The organism is Psychrobacter sp. JCM 18903 (assembly GCF_000586475.1).
In the GTDB taxonomy this organism is placed as follows: Bacteria; Pseudomonadota; Gammaproteobacteria; order Pseudomonadales; family Moraxellaceae; genus Psychrobacter.
The window spans coordinates 68178-91457 of sequence record NZ_BAWJ01000010.1 but is presented as its reverse complement, the minus strand read 5'-3'; the positions used below and the strand labels follow the sequence as shown (position 1 = coordinate 91457).

The window sequence follows — 23280 nt, the reverse complement described above, 5'->3', positions numbered from 1 at the left end:
GCCCGATACTATGACCAGTAAGCCTATGAACCGTCGCCCGACCGCCAACAATCACCGAAACAGATCGCCTGAGACTGCTAAAAAATTAGGCAGCTACATCCGCGCAATCCGCACCAAGGTCGTTATGACTTTGAAGTATTGACTCGCGCTTTGCCTGAGCTTGCTAAGCATACCATTACCAATCCTAAGGGCGAGTCGACGATTAACTTCTCAGACAGCGCCGCCGTGCGCGTCTTAATCAGGCACTACTAGCAAATTATTATGGTGTGAAGTTTTGGGATATCCCGGAAGGCTATCTATGTCCACCGATTCCAGGACGTGCCGATTATATTCACTATATTGCCGATTTACTTGCGCAAACGACGCATGTTAATAAAGAGAATACCCCGCCGACTGGCAAAGAAATCCACGCCCTCGATATTGGCACGGGTGCCAGCGCGATTTATCCTATTGTTGGCAGCCAAAGCTATGGCTGGCGCTTTACTGCCTCAGACATTGACCCTATTTCGGTCAATACTGCCGCGCTTATTTGTGAGACCAATCCAAAGCTCAAGAGTGCCGTTAAAGTCAAACTACAGACCGAACCTAAATTTATTTTTAAAAATATCATCGGTCGCCAAGATTACTTTGATGTGGTGGTATGTAATCCACCGTTCCATGCCTCATTAGAAGAAGCGATGGAAGCCAATAGCCGTAAGCAACATAATTTGCAACGACATCGTGGTAAGAATGAGAACGCACAAATCAGCCGCAGCTCAACCAAGGCTGGCAATGCCGCGCAAAACCTAAACTTTGGTGGTCAGCATAAAGAGCTATGGTCTGAGGGCGGTGAGATTGCCTTCTTAACCAAGATGGCAAAAGAGAGTCAAGATTTCGCTGAGCATGTTGGCTGGTTCACAAGTTTAGTCTCAAAGTCAGAAAACGTGAAACCAATGCAACTACTGCTAAAACAACTTGGTGTTGCCCAAATGCGCATCATTGAGATGAGCCAAGGTCAAAAAAGTACGCGTATACTCGCATGGCGTTTTGATACTGACGAAGAATAGATAGTAGTTAATATAAAATAGTTATAGTTTCACGTGAAACAAAGTCTTTATTAAAAAAGCACCCCTTTGATCATCAAAGGGGTGCTTTTTATTGTAGAGAATCAAACCAAATAATGATGCTTATTAACGGATAAACATCACCTTTATGCCAATGGCTATCAATACTAATCCACCAAGTATCTCAGCTTTATCCTCCAGCCACGTACCTGAACGCTTACCTAAATAGATACCGAAAAAGCCAAATCCAGCGGTGACAATAGCGATGATGAAGCACGCTAACCATGCATTAACTACCAGTAGGTTTAAAGTAAAGCCTGCTGCCATTGCATCAATACTGGTAGCAATAGCCAATGTAAACATCATACGATGATTGATTTTTTCTTGTATATTTTCATCGAAACTGCCTGCTAATACCGCTTCAACCTCACCATTAAACGCTTCATATAACATCTTAGCGCCAAGCAGAATAAGAATCCCACCACCAATCCACGGGGCAGCAGTCGCTAACCAGCCTAATAATACTGCACCCAATAGATAACCTATCAGCGGCATCACGCCTTGCGCAATACCAAAGTATAGTGCTGCATAAACGGCTAAACGCAGCACATAAGCAGATGATTGCTTTTGCAATTTAGCTCCTAGCCCAATTGATACCGCAAATGCATCCATCGCCAAGGCTATCGCAAGTAAAAAAACTTCAATCATTTCTATATCCATTATCTAAAGCAATTTGTAAATTAAGTTTCACGTGAAACAACTCTAACATTAAAAAACCACCGCCTTGATTGCCAAAGCGGTGGTTTTTTAATTAATTAACAATGATTTCGCAACTCTTTATGTTCAACTTAGAGGCCCAACCTAGATGTCTAAATTAGACACCGTCAATGCGTTCTCTTCAATGAAAATACGACGCGGTTCAACATGATCACCCATCAAGCAGGTAAACATATGATCCGCCGCAATCGCATCTTCAATCGTCACGCGTAGCATACGACGGTTTTCAGGATCCATCGTGGTATCCCAGAGCTGATCTGCGTTCATTTCACCCAGCCCTTTATAGCGCTGAATTGCTAGACCACGACGCGCATCAAGCATCATCTGCTGCCAGAGATAGTCAAAGTCACGTACAGGAATGTCTTTGGTAGTACCAGTCGTTGCTTCACGGCGGATAAAGGCATCCTCTGCAAGCAAGGTATTCCATTCAGCAGACAAACGCAGCAACTTGCTGTACTCGCCCGAATTGATAAAGCTAGCATCTAGCAGATAATGATGGGCTAACTGGTGCACATACACCGTAATACGCGGTAGCCACTGTGCTTTTGCTACTGGAGCTTCAGCGTCAACATTTTCCCCGCCTTCAACTTCAATGACAGGCTTCATACCCAATAAATCAGCAGCAGCAGCATCCATATTTTTAGGCTGCGGCGCATGGATATTGACCAGTTCAATCTCCGGACTCAAGTCACTACCGAAGTGCTCAAGCTGAGCTTGCATCACCTCTTTCCAAGCTTGCATCGCAGGCAAATCATAAGTCATATCGGTGCTAAGCTTCGGTGTATGCGTTAACGCATCCAAAAGTACCGCTGGAAAACGAATCTGCAAACGGGCTTTGATCAGCTGCGTTTGGTTATAATCATTTAGTAGCGTTTCTAGCGCTTGCCCCGTAATAGCAGGAGCATCCGCACTGATATGCAGCTTAGTATTATCAATCGTTGAAGACAATAAATACGCTTTAAGTGCTTCGTCGTCTTTTAGGTACAGTTCTTGACGACCTTTTTTCACTTTATAAAGCGGTGGTTGGGCGATATAAATATAACCACGTTCGATCAACTCAGGCGTTTGACGGAAAAAGAAGGTTAATAGAAGGGTGCGAATATGTGACCCGTCACGTCCGCATCGGTCATGATAATGATTTTATGATAACGTACTTTATCCGGATTATATTCGTCTGGACCAATGCCACAACCAAGCGCAGTAATGAGGTTACCAACCTCAGCAGAAGATAGCATTTTGTCAAAACGTGCGCGCTCTACGTTTAGGATTTTACCTTTCAATGGCAAGATCGCTTGGGTTTTGCGGCTACGGCCCTGCTTTGCTGAACCACCTGCAGAGTCACCCTCCACAATGTACAGTTCTGACAATGCCGGATCTTTTTCTTGGCAATCTGCTAACTTACCAGGCAAACCAGCGATATCTAACGTGGTCTTGCGACGCGTCATTTCACGCGCTTTACGAGCGGCATCACGAGCACGAGCGGCATCAATGATTTTGCCAGCAATAGCCTTACCAGCGCTTGGATTCTCTTGCAGATAATCATTAAACTTATCATGCATTGCTGATTCGACCGCTGATTTTACTTCACTTGATACCAGTTTATCTTTGGTTTGACTCGAAAACTTAGGATCTGGAACTTTAACGGATACGATAGCGGTTAGACCTTCACGCGCATCATCACCAGTAGCAACGACCTTCTCTTTTTTGAAGAGATTCTCGCGATCCATATAGGTATTCAAACAACGCGTCAACGCTGAACGAAAGCCAGATAAATGCGTACCACCATCCCTTTGGGGAATATTGTTGGTAAAACAAAACACTTTTTCGTTATAAGTATCTGTCCACTGCAACGCCACTTCGACACTGATACCGTCATCTTGCTCACTCACAAAATGAAAGACTTCATTGATGCCATCTTTACCAGCATTGATATAGCTGACAAATTCTGACAAGCCGCCTTTGTGTTCAAACTCATGGCGCTTATCAATACGCTCATCCGTTAAAACAATGCGTACGCCCGAGTTCAAAAATGATAGCTCACGCAAACGCTTCGCTAAAATATCGTACTCAAAGATGGTGCCAGTAAACACATCGCTACTTGGATAAAAGCGAATTTGTGTACCGGTTTTGTCGGTTGGCTCCATTTGCTGAATGTCCGCATCAGGCACCCCATCAGTATAGGTTTGATGATAGTGATAGCCTTCACGCCAGATATTCATTTCAAGCTTTTTCGATAGTGCGTTAACGACCGAGACACCAACACCATGTAAGCCGCCTGATACTTTATAGCTGTTATCATCGAACTTACCGCCTGCATGCAAGACAGTCATAATGACCTGCGCCGCAGATACACCCTCTTCTGGATGGATATCGACAGGCACGCCGCGACCATTATCCATGACGCTCACAGATTCGTCTTCGTGGATAATGATATCGATTTGATCACAATGACCCGCGAGTGCCTCATCGATAGAGTTATCCACCACCTCAAAGACCATATGATGTAAGCCTGTACCATCATCCGTATCACCGATGTACATACCAGGGCGTACGCGTACCGCTTCTAACCCGCGCAATACACGAATATCTTTGGAGCTATAATCAGAAGGTAAACTTTCAGGAACCACCGCTGGTGCCGTAGTTTCAGCAATGCTGTCTGACGTCAGTTGCTCGTGGTCGGTAGGTAATGAATCACTCATGTGCATTCCTTAATCTAGCCATAATCAGCCGTTTGTTATTAGCGCACCACTACGATGACGCCTCATAACGTTATTTTAGACTTAATTTTTATAGTCAAAACCTTTGATAAGCATTACCAGCTAAAACACGATTAGCTAAAAATTCTTGAGTGTTGATAGCGACTTAAAAAGAGTTTCAAGTCCGCGCTTTTTTTCTCTAACATCGGCTTCTTTTTTTAAACATTATAAAAACCAAGAGAGCAAATAAAACATATATTTATCAAATACTTAGAAATTTACAGGCATTGAAAAACACCTATATAACGTCATCAAACAACTTGCTGAGAACAGGACAAAAATAAAGCCCTATTTTAGCATTTTTTTGCCTCTAAGTCACTGTTTACTGAGCGTTTTATGCCTGTAAAACCAGCTTTGAAAGATAAGTCTATATCATCAAAAAGTGGCAGGTAGATAAGGATAAATGTGAAGTACCACAGAAAAATAGAAAATAGTAATATAAGGGAGATTATGGAGCAATTAGAATTTGACCTTGTTTCACATGAAACATATTGGGTTTCGACCAATATTGATGCACCAAAGGCAAAATATCATCGGTTAAGCTGGTCATAAATACCTGACATGGCAGCTGCGCTAACGTCGACAATAGAATATCTATCGCCCTATCATCAAGCTCTGCAGTAATATCATCTAGCAATACCACTGGTGTCACCTGAGCATGAGCGCTATCATTTGATAGATCATTAGTCTTTTGGGTATTTAGCAGTAATGGCAGTTGCGATAAACGCAGTGCTGTGATTAATAGCTTTTTTTCACCACGCGACAACACATTGGCTGCCTGCTCTTTTATCACAGCTACTTTGAGGTTAGTGTCCGCTTCATGCATTGTATCTGAGAAATTGTTATTCGACGCTGCCGAGTCATTAGAGCGCCAATGCACATGAATATCAGCACGGTGATTACCGATACGAGTATATCCCAGTTGCAAATCCTGTTCTAAGCGCTCGTTAAGCTGTATATCCAGCGCAACATTCGTATCATAACCAGCATTATAGCTAAGGCTCAATTGCTCCGCATAAGCAGGCAATAACTGCGCGATACTTTCAGCAAAATAAGGCTGCCATTCTGCGAATATCCGTTCACGATAATGATGAATCAGTGCCGCATGATTACTAAGTCCTTTGTCCCACGATTTTAGTTCAGCGAGCTGCACTTGGGTCAAATGACGCGTTTTTTTTAGCAAACTATTGCGCTGTCTTAATAGACGCTGATAGGCGAGCCATTGCGGATGGAAACCTTGTTTCATGTGAAACACTAACCAATCTAGCAGCTGGCGACGACTAGCACTGCCCTGCTCTAACATATCCATCGTCGATGGATCTATCAGTAGCGTTGGTATCTGCTCAGTTAAGATGCTTTGGTTATAGACAGTGGTTTGATTCAGACGTAGAATTGTGGTCGCGTCAGCTTGTTTTTGGATAGCTAGGGTACTACTATCATTGAGTCTAGCGTATACAGTCGCAGTATTTTGATGGTGCTGAATGTAGCGTTTTGGCTGGTGATGACGAAAGCTTTTTCCTCTTGATAACAGAAATATGGCTTCGAGTAATGAAGTTTTTCCACTGCCATTGGCACCGATAATGACGTTGCAAGCTGTTGCATGTAGATTGACGTGCGTCAGGTTGCGTAGGTTGGATATTTGTAGACGTTCAATCATAATGCCGACAGCCGCCTATTGACGCTACCTATAATAATAGGCAAAAGTTTAATAATTATTGAATTTAAAATACTGGATTTTAATCAAAGACACTCAGCTTACCTTAATTTTTTAGTGCAAACTGAGTGTCTTTAGTCCCTGCTATTAAGCCTATTGAAAACATATAGAAATTATACAGAAACTATATACGCATTGGCATAATGACATACTGATGGAACTCATCATTCAGCTGATTGACTAGCACCGACGCATTCGATTGGCTCATGTGCATTTGCAAGTCACCTTGAATAACGCCAAGCACATCTTGTAAATAAGCCGCATTAAAAGACAGCTCCATCGGCTCACCTTGATACTTCGCCTGTATCATCTCCACCGCTTCATCTTGCTCTGCATTATTAGCACGAACTTCTACCATCCATCGCTGGCAAAATTAAACACCACACCGCGAGATTTCTCATTACTTAAAATCGCGACACGGCGCAGTACGTCCGTCATTTTTTCTTGATTGAATAAAGCCAGTTTATCCGTATTACTTGGCATCACTCGGCGATAATCAGGGAATTTTCCATCAATCAGACGCGCAGTGAAAGTAACCATCAGGTTTTGATTAACCTGTCCTGCACTATCAACGTCACCAAAGGGTAAGCTCACTTGCAAAAACTCACGACCGAAGCTCAAGGTGACTTGATTGTCTTGCTCACCAAGCATTTTTCCTAGCTCAGAGGCCAAGCGCTCAAGCTCAATGACAGCTTTACGGGGCAAAATAGCCTGCATATTTAAATCAGCACTGACATCGATAACGCTGCGCGCCAAAGCCAATCGGTGCCCATCGGTTGCAACCGTCGTCAGTTGCTGTTGCGACACATCAAACAACATACCAGTGAGATAATAGCGTACATCTTGAATCGCCATTGCAAACTGGGTTTTATGAATCAAATCGATCAGACGATTGCGACTGATGGTTAATGGCGTGATATTTTCAGGATTACCCAAACTCGGATAATCTTCGCTAGGTAATGTGCCTAAGGTGAAGCGACTCTTGCCACTGGTTAATAAGCAGCGTTCATTTTCTTGAGTGGCCAAATTAATTTGAGCTTGTGCAGGCAATGATTTACAGATGTCTTTTAATTTTGTTGCAGGTAAAGTCGTGGTACCAGCTTCAACACAAGCACCAGCAGGCAATTTCAAAGTCGATGTCAGCTCTACTTCTAAATCAGAAGCCGTCAAAATAAGCGCTGATTCGGATAGCTGTAGCTTGATATTGCCCAAAATAACCATATTGTGCCGTTTATCAGCAGCCTTGGCGATCAAATTAATGGCTTTTAGTAACGACTCTCGATTAATCGATAATTGCATGCTTGGTTACTCTTATTTAAATGATTTTTATTATAAAACTTAACAATAATGGCTTAATCATACCCTGTCTATTGACTATAATCCATTCGCTGTCTGTCTACTCGTATTTTTAATATTATAAACCATATCAATCTACTAAAACATAGTGATAGCGCGACCTGCTAACCCGCTTGCAGCATCAATGCCAGTGTTTTGTAATCCTTATCAAACGCAGGGTCTGCTGCTCGTAGCTCATTAACTTTGTCGCAAGCATGCATCACCGTTGTATGATCGCGACCACCGAATGATTGACCAATCTCAGGAAAGCTATCACCAGTCAACTCACGCGATAATGCCATCGCTATTTGACGCGGTCTAGCAATACTACGCGTGCGTTTACGACCCATCATCTCTTTGATGGTCACATCATAGTACTCAGCAACCACTTTGCGAATATTATCCATATTCACAGCTTGCACACGCATCGCGACGATGTCTTTTAGCGCATATTGCACCATTCAAGAGTAATCTGTGCACCCGTCAAGTTAGCATTAGCAAAGACTTGATTTAGAGCACCTTCTAAACGCCTAACATTTGAAACCACGTTTTGAGCGATGAATAATGCGCATTCTTTAGGCAGTGTCATACCATATGAAGCTGCTTTTTTTTGCAAAATTTGCACACGAGTATCAATCTCAGGCGGATCAACTGCTACAGTCAGCCCCCAAGAAAATCGCGATCTAAAACGTTCATCGAATTCGGTCATTTGCGAAGGATGACGATCTGAAGCCAAAATCAGTTGTTTATCACCACTGGTAAAATCTGCAAATAATGTCAAAAACTCATTACTACTTTTGGTTTTTCCTGCTAATACATGAATATCATCTACAATCAATAAATCCACTTTTTTAATTTTCTTTTTAAAATCCTCTATTTTATTATTTCTTAATGAATAAACCAATTGATTAATAAATTTTTCAGAAGTGAAATAATAAAAACTTTGATTATTTTTTAAATAGCGATGTGCTACAGAATGCATTAAATGCGTTTTTCCCAAACCAGAAGGTCCGTATATAAATAAAGGATTGTGTCGATTTTTTGACTGGCGCTTACCAAGCTCATAACAGGCTTTATAAGCCAGATTGTTAGATTTGCCAGTGACAAAAGTTTCAAAAGTAAAGTCAGGGTTTAGATAACTTAACGACTTGGCATCAGCTGAATCAACCAATTCTGCGTGACGCATATTGGCATCAATATCTGCTTTTGCATTGTTATGATGAATGGTTTCAAACTGATGGTCTGCAGGGGTAGGGGAGGGTTTATCTTCATCAAACAAAGACCCTGATTGCAATTGACGATTGTCTTCGTTATCGCGGCCAGCGTTATCAACACGCACAACCACCTCTTCGATACTTCCCTGACTGTGCTTAGCAACCAGCTGCTGTATCTCTTGCAAGTGATTTTTTTGATGTAAGTCACAAAATAATCATTAGGAGCAAGTATAGTCAGCGTTTGCGCCTCTTGATGAGCTGACAATGGTCTCAACCACATAGTAAATACGTTGTCTTTGACGTTATATCGTAGGTCATTTAGACATTTATCCCAAATATTTGCTGTGTCTATCATGAAAAATACTAACCCTATAATTTGAAATAATATTTGTGTTTTAGCAGTGTGATCTGTTGCGTAGCCCTTAATATTTTCCGCAATTATTTCCGTTGGAAACCATATTGGAAGTTACGTTGATAAACTATACGAAGCCACATATTAAGTAGGGGCTAATCTAACACAAATACCCTGTGGATAAAACCTTGTTTTTTGGGGATAAGGCTGTGGATACTTTTGTGCATAACTTTAAAAGTTGAGTTATCCATATTTAGCCCACAGGTTATCCACAGGTTTACCCATAGTACAATATGTTGATAACAAAAAGGAAAACTTACTTAGCCACAGATAATCGAGCTCCCAATAACAACAATACTTATATATATTAATAATTAATTATTATAGATTTCGACAAAAACTGTGGGTAACTTTTGGGAATCCATCACTGAATTAATTAACTGAGTCGTTATTTTTTAGTTATGAATATGAAATTTACACACGATGAATCATTTAAAATGATATTTCCTCTGTCAAAATATCTGTCTGCATCGACATAGATTAAATTAGTTCATTGACCAAGATTCTATGCGGTGGTATAATCCTCCGTTATTACGAATTTAGTCCATTATTTTGATAGGTGAGTTATGAAACGTACATTCCAACCAAGCGTGATCAAGCGTAAACGTACTCACGGTTTCCGTGCTCGTATGGCAACTAAAAAAGGCCGTCAGGTCTTAGCTCGTCGCCGCGCTAAAGGACGTCATCGTCTTACTGTATAATCAGTAGATTGCGATAAGCATGGCTTATAGTGCTTGTTGTGTTTCTATTATTTATAGATTGCGATAGTCAATCACCACAACTGACACTTAGCCATATATTAAAAGCGCCCACATCGGCGCTTTTTTTGTCTCTGTACTTTGTTGTTATTTCTGCGCTATTATTTCCGCTACCGTTATTCGCTCTTATACTAGGTTGTGCTATGTCCAATACTGTTTCAGCGGCAGCTAATGCCCGCTTCACCAAAGAGCAGCGTTTGCTCACGCCTGCGGCCTTCCGTGAGGTTTTTGATGCACCTGAGCGTAAGCTTCATCAGAGCCATCTAATGGCATTTGTGCGTACCAATGATCAGGATAAGCCACGAGTCGGCATGGCTATTACCAAGCGTAAAGTTCCTACGGCTGTCGCGCGAAATTTAATCAAGCGTCAAATACGTGAGCATTTTCGTGTAAAGGCTCATTCTTTAGAAAACAAAGATATTGTTTTTATTGTTAAAAAATCTATAAAAGATATAGATAATAAAGAATTAAAAAATCAAATAATTAATATTATTAAAAAAATAGAAAAAAAATAAAATGAATTTTTTATTTATTAATTTAAATAATTTGCTTTATAAAATTATTTATTATTTTATTGTTTTTTATCAAAAGTTAATAAGTCCACTATTACCTGCTCGTTGCCGCTATTATCCTACGTGCTCGAATTATGGTAAACAAGCTTTGGCATGGCATGGAGTCCGAGCAGGCAGTTGGTTATTATTGAAACGTGTTGGCAGTTGTCATCCTTTGGGTGGACACGGCATTGATTTTGTGCCGCTACCGTTATCTTCTTATCATTATCAATATGTACCTTTTAACGCACTAGCTACTAGTGTCAAAGTTCAAGGTTTATATATTTTTAGAGATAATAAAAGCTATGTGTCTCGCTTAAACCATATGATGAAACTAACATAGCGTTCATCATAGACTGCGAAGTTGTGGATATCTATTTAGTTACCCACAAGTTATCCACACTCTTGGTATCATTTAAGGCAGATTTTTAGTAAAATGATGCACATTTTATGTAAATGACTAGCAATACTGTTGTCACATATGATGATAATTGTACGGTCATGACACATGCCCTAATTTTTCATTCCCTAATTTTTTAATCTAGGAAAGGTTTATGCAAAAGATATTTCGGGTGATGATCATCATTGCGATGTTAATCACCGCTTATCTGCTGATTTTGGCATGGCGAGATGATTATGCCGATGCGCCAGCTGTAGATGCGGTGTCAGAAACCACTACTTCAGTAGGTGCTGACATCCCTTCGACAACTGGTGCCGCAGGTGATATTCCGGTACAGACGTTGCCTGTTGATAATAATACAGTCGCTAATGATGCTGTGACGGCAACGCCTGCTAAAGACACGGGATTAATCACGGTCACTACTGATCGCTATGATATAAAAATCAACCAGAAGGCGGCGATATTGTTTATGCTGCTCTTAAGCAGTATGACGCAACACTCGATAGCGATAAGCCTTTCGTATTGCTAGAGAATAATAGTAATCGCGTGTATGTGGCTCAGTCTGGTCTTATTGGTCCTAATGGTATTGATACTGCAGAAGGTCGTGCCAAATACAGCCACACTGCTAATAATTACGTCATGGAAGCAGGGCAACAGACGCTGTCAGTACCGCTTACTTATAAAAAAGATGGCGTGACCGTTACTAAGACATTTACCTTTACTGAAAATAAATATCCGATTGATATTAGCTATCAAATACAAAATGCTTCTACACAACCGTGGCAAGGTCAGCTATTTGCCCAGTTGAAACGTGATGACAGTAAAGATCCAGGTATGTCTGATAAGGGTGCGCTTAGTATGGCGACTTATTTAGGCGGCGCTTGGGGTACCCTGATGACCCCTATAACAAGCTCAAATTTAAAGACTTTAATGATGGTGAGCTAGCTGTTAGTAGTGATAAAGGTTGGGTTGGTGTTGTGCAGCATTATTTTGTATCAGCATGGATACCTGAAAACTTTACTGCTACTTTCTTTAGCCGTGAAACAGGCGATGATTACTTCATCGGTTTCAACAGTCAACCTGTCAATGTCGCGCCAAATAAACAAGTGACATTAGATGCCACGTTATACGCTGGCCCTAAAGTACAATCTGAGCTAAAAGATGTGGCAGTAGGCCTTAATAAAACGGTTGATTATGGGTTGTTATGGCCAATATCGAAAATTTTATTTGCCATCTTGGACGGTATTCATAAAGTCATCGGTAACTGGGGTTGGTCAATCATTGTATTGACGATTTTAGTCAAAATTGCTCTGATGTGGTTCTCGAATAAGAGCTACTATTCGATGGCGAAGATGCGTGCGATTGCGCCAAGATTAGCCGCACTTAAGGAAGAGCATGGCGACGATCGAATGAAGATGTCGCAAGAAATGATGGCTATTTATAAAGAAGAAAAAGTCAATCCAATGGCAGGTTGTTTGCCTATTTTGATGCAAATGCCTATCTTCTTAGCACTATATTGGGTGTTGGTTGAGAGTGTTGAGCTGCGTCATGCACCTTGGATTTTATGGATTCAGGATTTATCGGCGATGGATCCTTGGTTTATTTTACCATTGCTGATGGGTGCCTCGATGTTTGTACAGCAGCAGCTAAACCCGCAGCCAGCTGATCCGATGCAAGCGAAAGTGATGAAGTTTTTACCAATAATCTTTACTGCTTTCATGCTGTTTTTCCCAGCGGGTCTCGTACTATACTGGACAGTCAACAACTTGTTCAGTATGACTCAGCAATATATTGTCAATAAAAAAGTCGAAGAAGAGCAAAAGCGTCGTACTGTGAAAGTATTGGACTAAAAAGTATTGGACTAAGTAGCTCATCAATTGATAAAAGACCATCGCTACGGCGGTGGTTTTTTTATGCGTGACATTTCTATTATCCCTCACTGATCTGAAATAAAATAAGCGCAAAGCATGGCTATTTAAAGTTTGCTTTGTCAGTCTGTGTCCAGCCGTCTATAATGGAGTTTTTAGCTATTGAGAGTAATTGTGGATTCCCTAGAGATGGCGTCAAACGTACCTAAAGCATCTGAACCACCTAAAGCATCTGGCTTGGCCACGATTGCTGCCATTGCCACACCGCTTGGAAGAGGTGGCGTTGGTGTTGTACGTCTGTCTGGTGCGCGTGCTTATGACATTGCCTGTACACTAACAGGTAAGTCTGCTTTTACGCCACGCATGGCCAGTTTTTGTCGTTTTTATCAGGCTGATGGTACAGTCATCGATGAAGGGTTAGTGCTGTACTTTAAAGGCCCGCATTCGTTCACAGGGGAAGATGTGATTGAGCTGCAAGGGCATGGTGGTATGATTCTACAAAACCAACTGTTAGCAAGGGTATTTGAGCTGGGCGCAAAACAAGCGGGTGCTGGGGAATTCTCTTATCGTGCTTTTGATAATGATAAATTGGATTTGGTACAAGCAGAGGCTATCGCTGATGCCATTGATGCGACCAGTGCCGCTGCTGCTAGCAGCGCCATTCGCTCCCTTAGTGGTGAGTTTTCAAAGAAGATTAATCAACTATTAGAGCAGCTTATTCATCTGCGTTTGTATGTTGAAGCGGCGATTGATTTCCCTGACGAAGAAGACGTGGATTTTTTATCAGACGGTGTTATACAAAGTAAACTTGAGCAAACGCAAGACAAGATACAGCAAGTATTGGCGACTGCCAAGCAGGGTCAGCTCTTACGTGATGGTATCCATGTGGTCCTAGCAGGTAGACCAAATGCGGGTAAATCAAGTTTACTGAATCGTCTGGCAGGGCAAGAGCGCGCTATCGTTACTGACGTTGCAGGTACGACTCGTGATACGCTACAGGAGACCGTCGTGCTCAATGGTTTGACGCTGCATCTTACCGATACGGCGGGTCTGCGCGACACAGAAGACACGGTAGAGCGTATTGGGATTGAACGAGCACGTAACGCCATTACACAGGCTGATATGCTACTGATGGTCTACGATGTGACTCGTGATCTTGAAGAAGAAAGTACGCCGCTACAGCTTGCAGAACAATTATTTGGTGAGTTACCAGAGGCCAAACGCTTATTGATCATTGCTAATAAGAGTGATTTGTTAAGTGATTTACTAGATGATAGTAGCAGTCAAATACCCTCTGTCTCGCAAATCGCAATAAAAGAACATGGTTATGAACAAGTTAATGTTTCATGTGAAACAGGTGCTGGTATCGATAATCTGGTCGAAGCCTTGTGTGCTAAGGTCGGTTTTCATCCACCAGAAAACAGCCTAATTGCTCGCACACGTCATATAGATGCACTTAGACGCACAGCCGACTCTTTAGCAGAGGCGCACGAGCAGTTAACGGTCTTTCAAGCAGGAGAGTTAGTCGCTGAAAGCTTACGCCAAGCTCAAAACAGTTTGGGTGAGATTACGGGAGCGTTTAGTGCGGATGACTTGTTGGGCAAAATCTTTGGTAGTTTCTGTATTGGAAAATAATCAGCCGATTTTTTTGAATTACCTGATACAGCTCGTTAATTCTCAGAAATTTCGGTCTTATCATTCGGTCTTATCATTTGGTCCTATAAATAATGACTGTGACTCTTGCGCTTAATATTGAAATAAGGAAACGCTATGCATTGCCCGTATTGTAACGCGTCAGAGACTAAAGTTATTGATTCGCGTCTGGCGGCAGAAGGTGCGCAAGTCCGTCGTCGCCGCTCATGCAATAGCTGCCAAGAGCGTTTCACTACTTTTGAGATGGTAGAAGTAGTGATGCCAAGAATCATCAAGTCAAGCGGTAAAATTGAGCCTTATGATAATGAGAAACTGCGCCGGTCTATTTTATTACCATTGCAAAAGCGCCCTATCACCATTGATGAACAAGAGGCGATGATCAGCCGTATTGAGAAGCGTGTTAGACAGATGGGTGAGCGCGAAATCAGTAGCAAGGTGTTGGGTGAGATTATCATGAGTGAGCTTAAAACGTTAGATGATGTTGCTTATGTGCGCTTTGCCAGTGTTTACCGCGACTTTCAAGATATTGATGCTTTTCATCAAGAGATTGCCAATATTCGTCCAAATGATAAGTAAATTGATGAATACAATCGAATCTTACCTATTTACTTTTTAGCTCAATTTTTTTTCTTAGATAGAATTTTCTGTAATCATTAATGAAGTCTAATTTTATGCCAGTCTCAAACCATACTCAGAATGCGCAAGACCGTTACTTTATGATGCTTGCGATCGAACAAGCCAAACAGGGTTTATATACAACCAGACCTAATCCAGCGGTAGGCTGTGTCATCGTGCAAGCAGAAGCAATCGTCGGTCAAGGGTTTCATCCGAAAGCTGGTCAGCCTCATGCAGAAGTATTTGCGCTAAAAGAAGCGGGTGCGAGGGCTTTAGGTGCAACTGCCTATGTGACTTTAGAGCCTTGTAGTCATACGGGGCGTACGCCACCTTGTGCTTTGGGTCTTATTAATGCTGGTGTGCAACGTGTCGTGATCGCAGGACTTGATCCCAATCCGCAAGTGGCAGGACGCGGTGTGAAACTGTTAGAGCAGGCTGGGATTCAAGTGACAGTCGGTATATTAACCGAGCAAGCAGAAGCTTTAAATCGTGGGTTTTTAAAGGCAATGCGCACCCAGATGCCTTATGTACGGCTGAAAATTGCCACTAGCCTTGACGGTCGTACCGCGATGGCATCTGGCGAGTCAAAATGGATTACCTCAGCGGCTGCCCGCGAAGATGTGCAGAAGCTACGTGCTCAAAGTGGCGCGATTATTACTGGTAGTGAAACGGTTATCGCGGATAATCCACAGCTTAATGTACGTTCTAACCAATTAGCTGTGCCACCTGAACAAGTTCCTATTCCTAAGGTTGTCGTACTCGATAGGCGTCAGCGCTTAGAACACAGCTTACAGTCTGACTATCAATTATGCCGTCGACCGGATACGATTTATTGGCGCGAAGATAACTTAACTGAATTACTAAAAAAATTAGTCAGTGATCATCAATGTTATGACGTATTGGTAGAGGCCGGTGCTAGCGTTGCTGGTAGTTTCTTAAGTCAACAATTGGTAGATGAGTTGATTGTTTATCAGGCGCCTTGTTTGTTAGGCGCGCAAGCAAGACCAATGGTCGATTTTAACCCATTGTCTCTAGCTCAGCAGTTGCGTTTTAATATTTGTGGCCATGAAACATTAACTCCTGACCTTAAATTGACTTTATTACCGCTATAACTGATTATTTATAAACAGCTTATCCACAGTTTGGGCTAAATTTTTGCTCAATGTGGATAAGCAGCCAGTGCCTTACAAGGTTCCACATGAAACTGTGTGTAACTTTGTTTCACATGAAACAGAAAAATAGGGTTTTTATAAAAAATTCGATATTAATCTAATGTAATCAGTAACTTAGATTTTACTATTAATCTTTCTTGATATTAGCCAACATCTTGTTTTCTGTGGATAACTTAACGGAAATGCGTGTTTTAATACGTTATGAGTTGATTTATCAGTACTTATCCACAATCTATCCCATCATAGGCTCAATTAAGCTCAAGTTGCACTGAAAAAACTGGCTTAGACAAATGCTAGCACAATATTAATAGATCAAGATATATTGTCTATAAAGACAATATCATAATGAAATGAGGTCGATATGTTTACTGGAATTATAGAGAGTGTTGGAAAGGTTAAATCCATGCAGCCTACGGGCGGTGATATACGTTTGACGATAGAGTCTGATGATTTGGATTTTAGTGATGTGAAGCTAGGAGATTCTATTGCCTCCAATGGTATCTGCTTAACCGTCGTAGACCTAGGGAGTAATCATTACTCGGTCGATGTCTCACGTGAAACTATTGCTCGTACCGCATTAGAAACCTTGAAAGCTGGTCACACGGTGAATTTAGAGAAAGCGATGCTACCAACCACGCGTTTTGGTGGTCATATCGTCGCGGGTCACGTCGATGGCGTCGGCGTGGTCAGTAAGCTGCAACAAGATGCACGCTCTATCTATATCGAGATTGAGATACCACAAGAGCTGGCGCACTATACAGCGACCAAAGGCTCTATCACGGTTGATGGTATTAGTCTGACGACCAACCTTGTACGAGACAATATTGTCTCTTTAAATATCATTCCACATACCGCAAAAGTGACCAATATCGCTAAGCATTGGCTGGTTGGAAATAAGGTCAACATCGAAGTGGATATCGTTGCGCGCTATTTAGAACGTTTGTTAAATAAGTCGCAAACCAGTGGTATGAATACGCCAAGTCCGCAAAGCCAAATTACAGAAGCATTTTTAGCAGATAATGGTTTTATGAAATAGCTGATTTATGAAGTAATGGTTTAAAGCTGAAGAGTCAGTTTTACAGATTGTCATGATTTTATGAAGCTCTGTAAAACTGACTCTAGCTCTTTTTTGTTGATCGGTTTGGCTAAAAACTCATCCATTCCTACTTCTATACAAGCGTTGCGATCTTCTTTGGTGTTGTTCGCAGTCAGCGCCACAATCGCAATTTTATCGCCTTGCGCACGAATCGCTTGGGTAGCCTGTAGCCCATCCATGACAGGCATGCGACAGTCCATCAAAATGAGTGAGATATCTTGACGCTGTTGTTGTAGCATATCTAACGCTTGCTGACCATCTTCTGCGACCACACTACGATAACCAAGTTTACTCAATATCTTGCACGTTATTTTCTGATTGGTTGGACTGTCTTCTACTACCAAGATAAGTGGCAATACATTCTCGTTGGCAGCTTTATCTGCTTCGTTTGCTAGCTGCTTATTCTCTTCTTTTATCTCTATGGCTTGAACCAGCTTCTGTCTCGCTGGTAAGGTTAAGCGCAGTAATTCAGAGAGCAATAAAGTCGCATCTAATGGTTTGCCCAAGAATCCTTCATATTTATCTAATAATATAGAGGGAATACGGCGCTCAGGTTTCATACTGAGTAGTATCTTTGGTAGCGACGGATTATCGAGTAGGGTATTTAATGCTTGTTGTCTATCATCATTCCCTATCGCCTGATTAGCGGAAGCAATAGAGAGGGTTTCATAATATTCGTAATCTAATAGCAAGATAGGGGCGAGTCTTTGCTCGTCTTGTGCCAGTTTTTCGTTTAATTGTTGTAGATCTAATTTATCTATAGAAGTATAGATAGTAGCTGGCATCGATAAATATGCGCAAAAATCGCGCAGATGTTTGGCACGTAGTGGTTGTTTAATCACGGCTATTAGATGGATATGAGTCAAATGCTGACTATGATGATAAATAGGCTGATAATTTGGACGTCTGCAAGGCAGATAAAGATTCAGACTGCTGCCTTCAGTCATCGTGCTTTTTATTTCAATAAAACCACCCAATAATCGCGCAAAACTATTGACGTTATTTAGTCCTAGGCCTTGCCCAGTCGTGTTCTTTTGAATGTAATTAACGTTTCGATGGGTGTTTTGGTTGTTGCTTTTATTAAGCTGAACCAACAGTTGATGTTGCTTCGCTATATCGATGCCCATACCGCTGTCTTTTATACTAAAACGAATCCAGTCGTGTGAGGCATGATTGGGATTGTCTTTATTGATTTGATTGTTTTTAATCAGTGTAGGGTCTTTATTAATATTTACTAAGCTTCGGTTTTTTGTTGCTAATAGCTCTGCATTACTGACTGTTTCGATGGTCAGTGATACATAGCCAGAAGTGGTAAATTTCACCGCGTTATCTAATAAGTCGTACAAGATTTGCTGTAGGCGCTGATGGTCTGTATCAATACAACGCGGACTGTCAGGTGTAAAAAAATACAGCAGCTCAAGTCCTTGCTGCCTTATCCTTTCTATAAATGACTGACTGACCTGTTGCCCCAGTCTATAAATATCGACAGGCTCAATGCTTAGGCGGGTTTTTCTTACCGCTATCTCCTCAATGTCTAGCACATCATTAAGCGTCGTGAGCATACTCTGACTGCTTTTAATTAAGGATATTAAAATGTCATTCTGCGCAGCAGTCAATGTCTCAGGATCAATCGGTTCTAGCGTGTCAATCATTGCTTCTAATGGCAGGCGCAAATCATGACCCATCGTCGATTTAATCGTATTAAATTCATCAATTTGGCGTTGTAGCCGTTGATTTTTTTGCTGTAATTGGGCTATTTGACTGGCAAATTCATTAACGTTATTCAGCAGTACGGTAAAGCCGTGAACCTGACCATGTTCACCAAACCATGGCGTAACGTGCAATTGGTAAGTCTGTCCATTTTCTAACCCATAGACTGTTAAGGTACGAGTGACGCGTAGGTTGGCTAATGTTTGAAGTAATCGTTGCGTGGATTCATCTTTACCCGCGATAAAATCCGTCAGTTCATAGTTGCTAGCGCTTTGCGGTAAAGACATGAATATTTGTTCAAAGCGTTTATTGAAAAAGCTGATTTGACCATGACGCATGATCATTAGCATCGGTAAAGGGGATTGATCAACCAAACGTTCAAGACGGTGTGTTAGGGTTTTAATGCGGCGATAGTCATTATGCAGCTGGTAGCTGACACGGCTCAGCGCATGGCCTAAACGCAGAAACTCAGGCGTAGATTTTTTGCAAAAAGGCGGCGGACTATAGGCTTCTTTTGCGTGGCTACTTAGATTGTCCGTATAAATCAGCAGCTGTTCCCAATTGGTGCGACGATTGAGCATATACAGCAAAGCGATAATAAAAAGTATGATCGCTGCCATCAATGGCAACCAGTAGCGATAAGATATCCAGTCAATGATAAGCGGTTTATGGCGCAATATAATATAAAGCTGATGACCACTTTTGAGTTTAATGGTGCCGGTTAAGTTGCGATTATTGAGCGTGTAAGCACTATGACTGCCGTTATTAGAAGGAGATGAGCTAATAATAGGAAACGTAACGTTAGCAAAAGCAGACTCATTGGCTGAGTATGGCGATGGATATAAGTCTGCCCAGAGGGCATCATAAAAACCAGCTGATAGCTTATGTCTTCAAATACGGGTTTTTCTAAAATCCTTTTAATGTCAGGGTTTAAAAGATCATCACGTTCAGTGACTTCATACTGCAATGTATGGAAAGTATCGATACTGTGTTGTTCACTGTGTTTTTTCATCTCGTGAAACAGCGCAAAATAATAGATAGACAACATGACCAGCAAGGTCAGTGCATAAAATATGAGTAAGCGCTGTAAGGACTGAAACTGTTGCATGAAAGCGTGGTCCTATATCGACACAAGAAACATAATGAGTAAGTAATCGGTTGGGCACAGTAGTTGGTTTATTCAAGTCGTTTTAACTTTTACGGTTTTACCGCTATTATCTAGAAAAAAATGGTGAATGGCAGTGGAATATCGCTCAATCACGCATTATTTTGTAAATAAACTCATCAATAAGAGCGCCCTGCTTGCTTTCTATTATAAAGATAAACCGTATCATTGGTAACGCTCGATTACCGTTATTACAACCATGGCACAACATCGTAAACTCACCTATAATGAGTCAATCAACTATATAATGCCTGTTTATGACTATAATTGCTTCTGCCTCCGATTTATCCATGCCATCTACGACGAAAGATTGCTCATCTAGTAAGCGCTTAAGAGTTGCGTTTGCTGGCACTCCTGAGTTTGCAGCGGTTAGTCTTGAGGCGCTTATCAGCCAGCAAGAAGCGTTGAATATAGACATCGTCGCTGTGTATACGCAACCTGATCGCAAGGCAGGACGGGGTCAAAAATTATCAGCCTCTGCAGTAAAGCAAGTCGCATTGGCGCATGATATTGCCGTTGAGCAGCCTCTCACCTTTAAAAAATCTAGTAGTGAAGGGTTGATTGCACGTGAGACTCTGCGTAGTTATCAGCCAGATGTGATGATTGTCGCGGCTTATGGCTTGATATTGCCGATTGGGGTATTGACCACACCGACTTATGGTTGCCTCAATATTCATGCGTCCTTATTACCACGCTGGCGCGGTGCAGCACCTATTCACCGCGCGTTATTGGCGGGTGATAGCGAGACTGGCATTACCATTATGCAGATGGATAAGGGCTTAGATACAGGTGATATGATTTACAAAATCAGCGCTCCTATTAAGGCTGATGATACGGCTGCCAGCCTCCATGATAAAATGGCTGAGCTTGGGGCGACGGCCATTATTACCGTGCTAAAGGACTTGCCACATTATCAAGCACAAGCAATCGCTCAAGATGACAGTCAAGCCAATTACGCTGAAAAACTCGTCAAAACTGAAGGTGAAATCGACTGGACACAATCAGCGACTATTATCGAACGACAAATTCGCGGTTTGACGCCATGGCCAGGTGCTTATACTTTTTTGGCAGGGCAGCGTGTCAAGATTTTAGCCAGCTTACCTGTGAATCCGTCGCAGCAAACCAATCAGCCTGCTGGTACAGTCATCAGCGTTGGACGCAAAGCGATATTGGTAGCTTGTGGTCATGACAGTAATATTGATAATGGTGTCGAAAAACCGCAAGCCAGTACTTTAGCCATTACCGAATTACAGTTTGCTGGTGGTAAGCCAATGACCGCTGAACAAATTTGCCATGGTAATCAATTAAATGATGGTGACCAGTTCACAGCAGACTCAAAATAATTGCTCCTAAATCAGTTTAATACCGCTTAACCTTATTTATTTTTATATTCGTCATTTAATACCAAACAATCCAACTTTTATCAGACGCTAACTATTAGGCGTCAAGGAAATTCAATTTAATGAGAAGCACTGCGCCAAGAAACAATAAGCTCAAACCGTCAAGCAACCTTATCATGAATGGTAGCGTCCGCGTCCGCGTGATTCGCACTTTACTGGCGATTCAGAATGGTCAATCGCTAGCAAGCGTCCTTGATCCGCTACTAAACAGTTTGCATGATGGTGATAAAGGTTTTGCCCATGCGTTACTGCTCACCACGTTGCGTCAATGGTATGCCCTTGAGCGCCTACTCGATAGTCTGGCTGATAACTCGATTGATGAAAAAGAAGTACGTACGACGATTCAAGTAGGTTTGACGCAGCTGCTCTATTTGCAAGTGGCTGACCATGCGGCGATTCATGAAACGGTTGAAGCAGCAAAAGAAATCGAATTTGCGCATGCGACCGGTTTAATCAATGCCATCTTGCGTAAAGTCGCTAAGAACCCAAGTAAGTTCCGTAAGAAATGTGATAAAAAACACAGCTTACCGAATTGGCTTGCCTATCAGATTAAGCAAGATTGGAGTGAGCAGTATGACGATCTGATGCAAGGATTACGTCAACCTGCACCGATGTTTTTACGCGTGAATACAGCGGTTACCTCGGTAGAGGATTATCAGCAAGCATTGGTGGAATTTGAAGTTGAAGCAGATTTGGTTGAGCTAACGAGTGGTTTTAATTTACCCAACTCATCGGATGCAGCCACATCTAATAGCATATTAACCAAAGGTCTTAGACTACATCAAAGCACGGCAGTCAATGCCTTACCGCAATTCGCTGAAGGAGCTGCTAGTGTACAAGACATGCATGCTCAGCTTGCAGCACCGCTTATCCATAACGCTTTACTTAATAAACTGACTGTTAAAAACGATGATGCAGACGACGATATGGATACGAGCAACAACGAGATCCGCATTTTAGATGCTTGTGCAGCGCCGGGTGGTAAGCTTGCTCATTGGTTAGAATTAATTAGCTCAAATGACTCTTCGCTGTTTCACGTGAAACAAAGCGACGAGTCTGTTTCTATGGTTTCAAAAGTGAAGTTGACTGCCATTGATAATGAAGCGCCGCGTATCGAGCGTATTCATACTAATTTACAGCGCTTGAATTTAAGTCAGCACGACTTGCAGCAAGCTGAGAAAAATATTGAGCTTAATATTGTCTGTGCTGATGCGACCACATGGCAAGGTGCGGGTAAGAAAAAGAGCAAGCTCGTATTTGACGCTATATTACTAGACTCACCTTGTACGGCGACTGGCGTAATCCGCCGTCATCCTGATATCAGTATCTTGCGTACTGAAGAAGACGTTGAGCAAACGGCATTGCTACAAGCCGATATCTTGCATAATCTATGGCCACAACTTAAAGTTGGTGGTTACCTCTTATACGTCACTTGCTCTATCCTAAAGCAAGAAAACGTCGAGCAGATGCAAGATTTCATGACTCACTATAATAATGTAGTAGCCGTTGAATTTAGCGACGATTGCAATTGGGGTATCGAACAAGCAATCGGTCGTCAGTGCTTACCAATAGATAGCGAGAGCGGCGATGGCTTTTATTATGCCTTGCTGCAAAAAACTGCTGAATAAACCGTTTTAACTA

Annotated in this window: 13 protein-coding genes and 5 pseudogenes; 11 read left to right on the top strand and 7 right to left on the bottom strand. The window is 41.9% G+C overall.

Annotated elements, in window-relative coordinates:
- Positions 1-10: 10 nt before the first annotated feature.
- A pseudogene (gene rlmF, locus TT12_RS08685) lies at positions 11-1046 on the top strand (23S rRNA (adenine(1618)-N(6))-methyltransferase RlmF).
- 123 nt (positions 1047-1169) lie between these two features.
- Here rlmF and TT12_RS08680 read toward each other — a convergent pair.
- From TT12_RS08680 to dnaA, 5 genes and pseudogenes are all read right to left on the bottom strand, one after another.
- Positions 1170-1751, bottom strand: a complete 582-nt coding sequence (locus tag TT12_RS08680; RefSeq protein WP_045453942.1) for a manganese efflux pump MntP — start codon at positions 1749-1751, stop codon at positions 1170-1172.
- Positions 1752-1904: 153 nt separating this feature from the next.
- A pseudogene (gene gyrB / locus TT12_RS08675) lies at positions 1905-4519 on the bottom strand (DNA topoisomerase (ATP-hydrolyzing) subunit B).
- 505 nt (positions 4520-5024) lie between these two features.
- Positions 5025-6233, bottom strand: coding sequence for a DNA replication/repair protein RecF (gene recF / locus TT12_RS08670; protein ID WP_045453938.1), 1209 nt, complete (start codon positions 6231-6233; stop codon positions 5025-5027).
- Between the two features lie 181 nt (positions 6234-6414).
- A pseudogene (gene dnaN, locus TT12_RS08665) lies at positions 6415-7589 on the bottom strand (DNA polymerase III subunit beta).
- Between the two features lie 161 nt (positions 7590-7750).
- Positions 7751-9194: pseudogene (gene dnaA / locus TT12_RS08660) on the bottom strand (chromosomal replication initiator protein DnaA).
- A 623-nt stretch (positions 9195-9817) separates the two neighbouring features.
- Between dnaA and rpmH the strand changes: the two are divergent.
- The 8 genes and pseudogenes from rpmH to TT12_RS08620 all read left to right on the top strand — a co-directional run bounded on the left by rpmH (position 9818) and on the right by TT12_RS08620 (position 17304).
- Positions 9818-9952: a 50S ribosomal protein L34 gene (rpmH, locus tag TT12_RS08655; protein ID WP_007394757.1), complete on the top strand. Its 135-nt coding sequence runs from the start codon at positions 9818-9820 to the stop codon at positions 9950-9952.
- A gap of 38 nt (positions 9953-9990) precedes the next feature.
- On the top strand, positions 9991-10524 hold the full coding sequence (gene rnpA, locus TT12_RS08650) for a ribonuclease P protein component (protein WP_227679021.1): 534 nt from the start codon (positions 9991-9993) through the stop codon (positions 10522-10524).
- Position 10525: 1 nt separating this feature from the next.
- Entirely contained in the window at positions 10526-10903 is a 378-nt protein-coding gene (gene yidD, locus TT12_RS08645; protein WP_201606044.1) for a membrane protein insertion efficiency factor YidD, read from the top strand.
- 211 nt (positions 10904-11114) lie between these two features.
- Positions 11115-12810, top strand: a pseudogene (gene yidC / locus TT12_RS08640) (membrane protein insertase YidC).
- Between the two features lie 207 nt (positions 12811-13017).
- The gene (gene mnmE / locus TT12_RS08635; RefSeq protein WP_045453935.1) at positions 13018-14463 is read left to right on the top strand and encodes a tRNA uridine-5-carboxymethylaminomethyl(34) synthesis GTPase MnmE; all 1446 of its coding nucleotides are present in this window, start codon (positions 13018-13020) and stop codon (positions 14461-14463) included.
- A gap of 135 nt (positions 14464-14598) precedes the next feature.
- Positions 14599-15057, top strand: a complete 459-nt coding sequence (gene nrdR, locus TT12_RS08630; RefSeq protein WP_045453932.1) for a transcriptional regulator NrdR — start codon at positions 14599-14601, stop codon at positions 15055-15057.
- Between the two features lie 95 nt (positions 15058-15152).
- Positions 15153-16208: a bifunctional diaminohydroxyphosphoribosylaminopyrimidine deaminase/5-amino-6-(5-phosphoribosylamino)uracil reductase RibD gene (gene ribD, locus TT12_RS08625; RefSeq protein ID WP_045454022.1), complete on the top strand. Its 1056-nt coding sequence runs from the start codon at positions 15153-15155 to the stop codon at positions 16206-16208.
- A 421-nt stretch (positions 16209-16629) separates the two neighbouring features.
- On the top strand, positions 16630-17304 hold the full coding sequence (locus tag TT12_RS08620) for a riboflavin synthase (protein WP_045453927.1): 675 nt from the start codon (positions 16630-16632) through the stop codon (positions 17302-17304).
- 50 nt (positions 17305-17354) lie between these two features.
- Here the strand turns inward: TT12_RS08620 and TT12_RS08615 are convergent, their stop codons facing one another.
- Positions 17355-19751: a response regulator gene (locus tag TT12_RS08615; protein ID WP_243443522.1), complete on the bottom strand. Its 2397-nt coding sequence runs from the start codon at positions 19749-19751 to the stop codon at positions 17355-17357.
- A gap of 44 nt (positions 19752-19795) precedes the next feature.
- Positions 19796-20182 carry a hypothetical protein gene (locus TT12_RS17150; protein WP_243443521.1) on the bottom strand — a complete coding sequence of 129 codons (387 nt, stop codon included), beginning with the start codon at positions 20180-20182 and terminating at the stop codon, positions 19796-19798.
- Positions 20183-20529: 347 nt separating this feature from the next.
- On the opposite strand from TT12_RS17150, the gene fmt reads away from it, so the two are divergent.
- Positions 20530-21582, top strand: a complete 1053-nt coding sequence (fmt, locus tag TT12_RS08610; protein WP_045454018.1) for a methionyl-tRNA formyltransferase — start codon at positions 20530-20532, stop codon at positions 21580-21582.
- A 119-nt stretch (positions 21583-21701) separates the two neighbouring features.
- Complete coding sequence (locus TT12_RS08605; RefSeq protein ID WP_045453923.1) at positions 21702-23267, top strand: transcription antitermination factor NusB; 1566 nt, start codon at positions 21702-21704, stop codon at positions 23265-23267.
- The last annotated feature ends 13 nt before the right edge of the window (positions 23268-23280 follow it).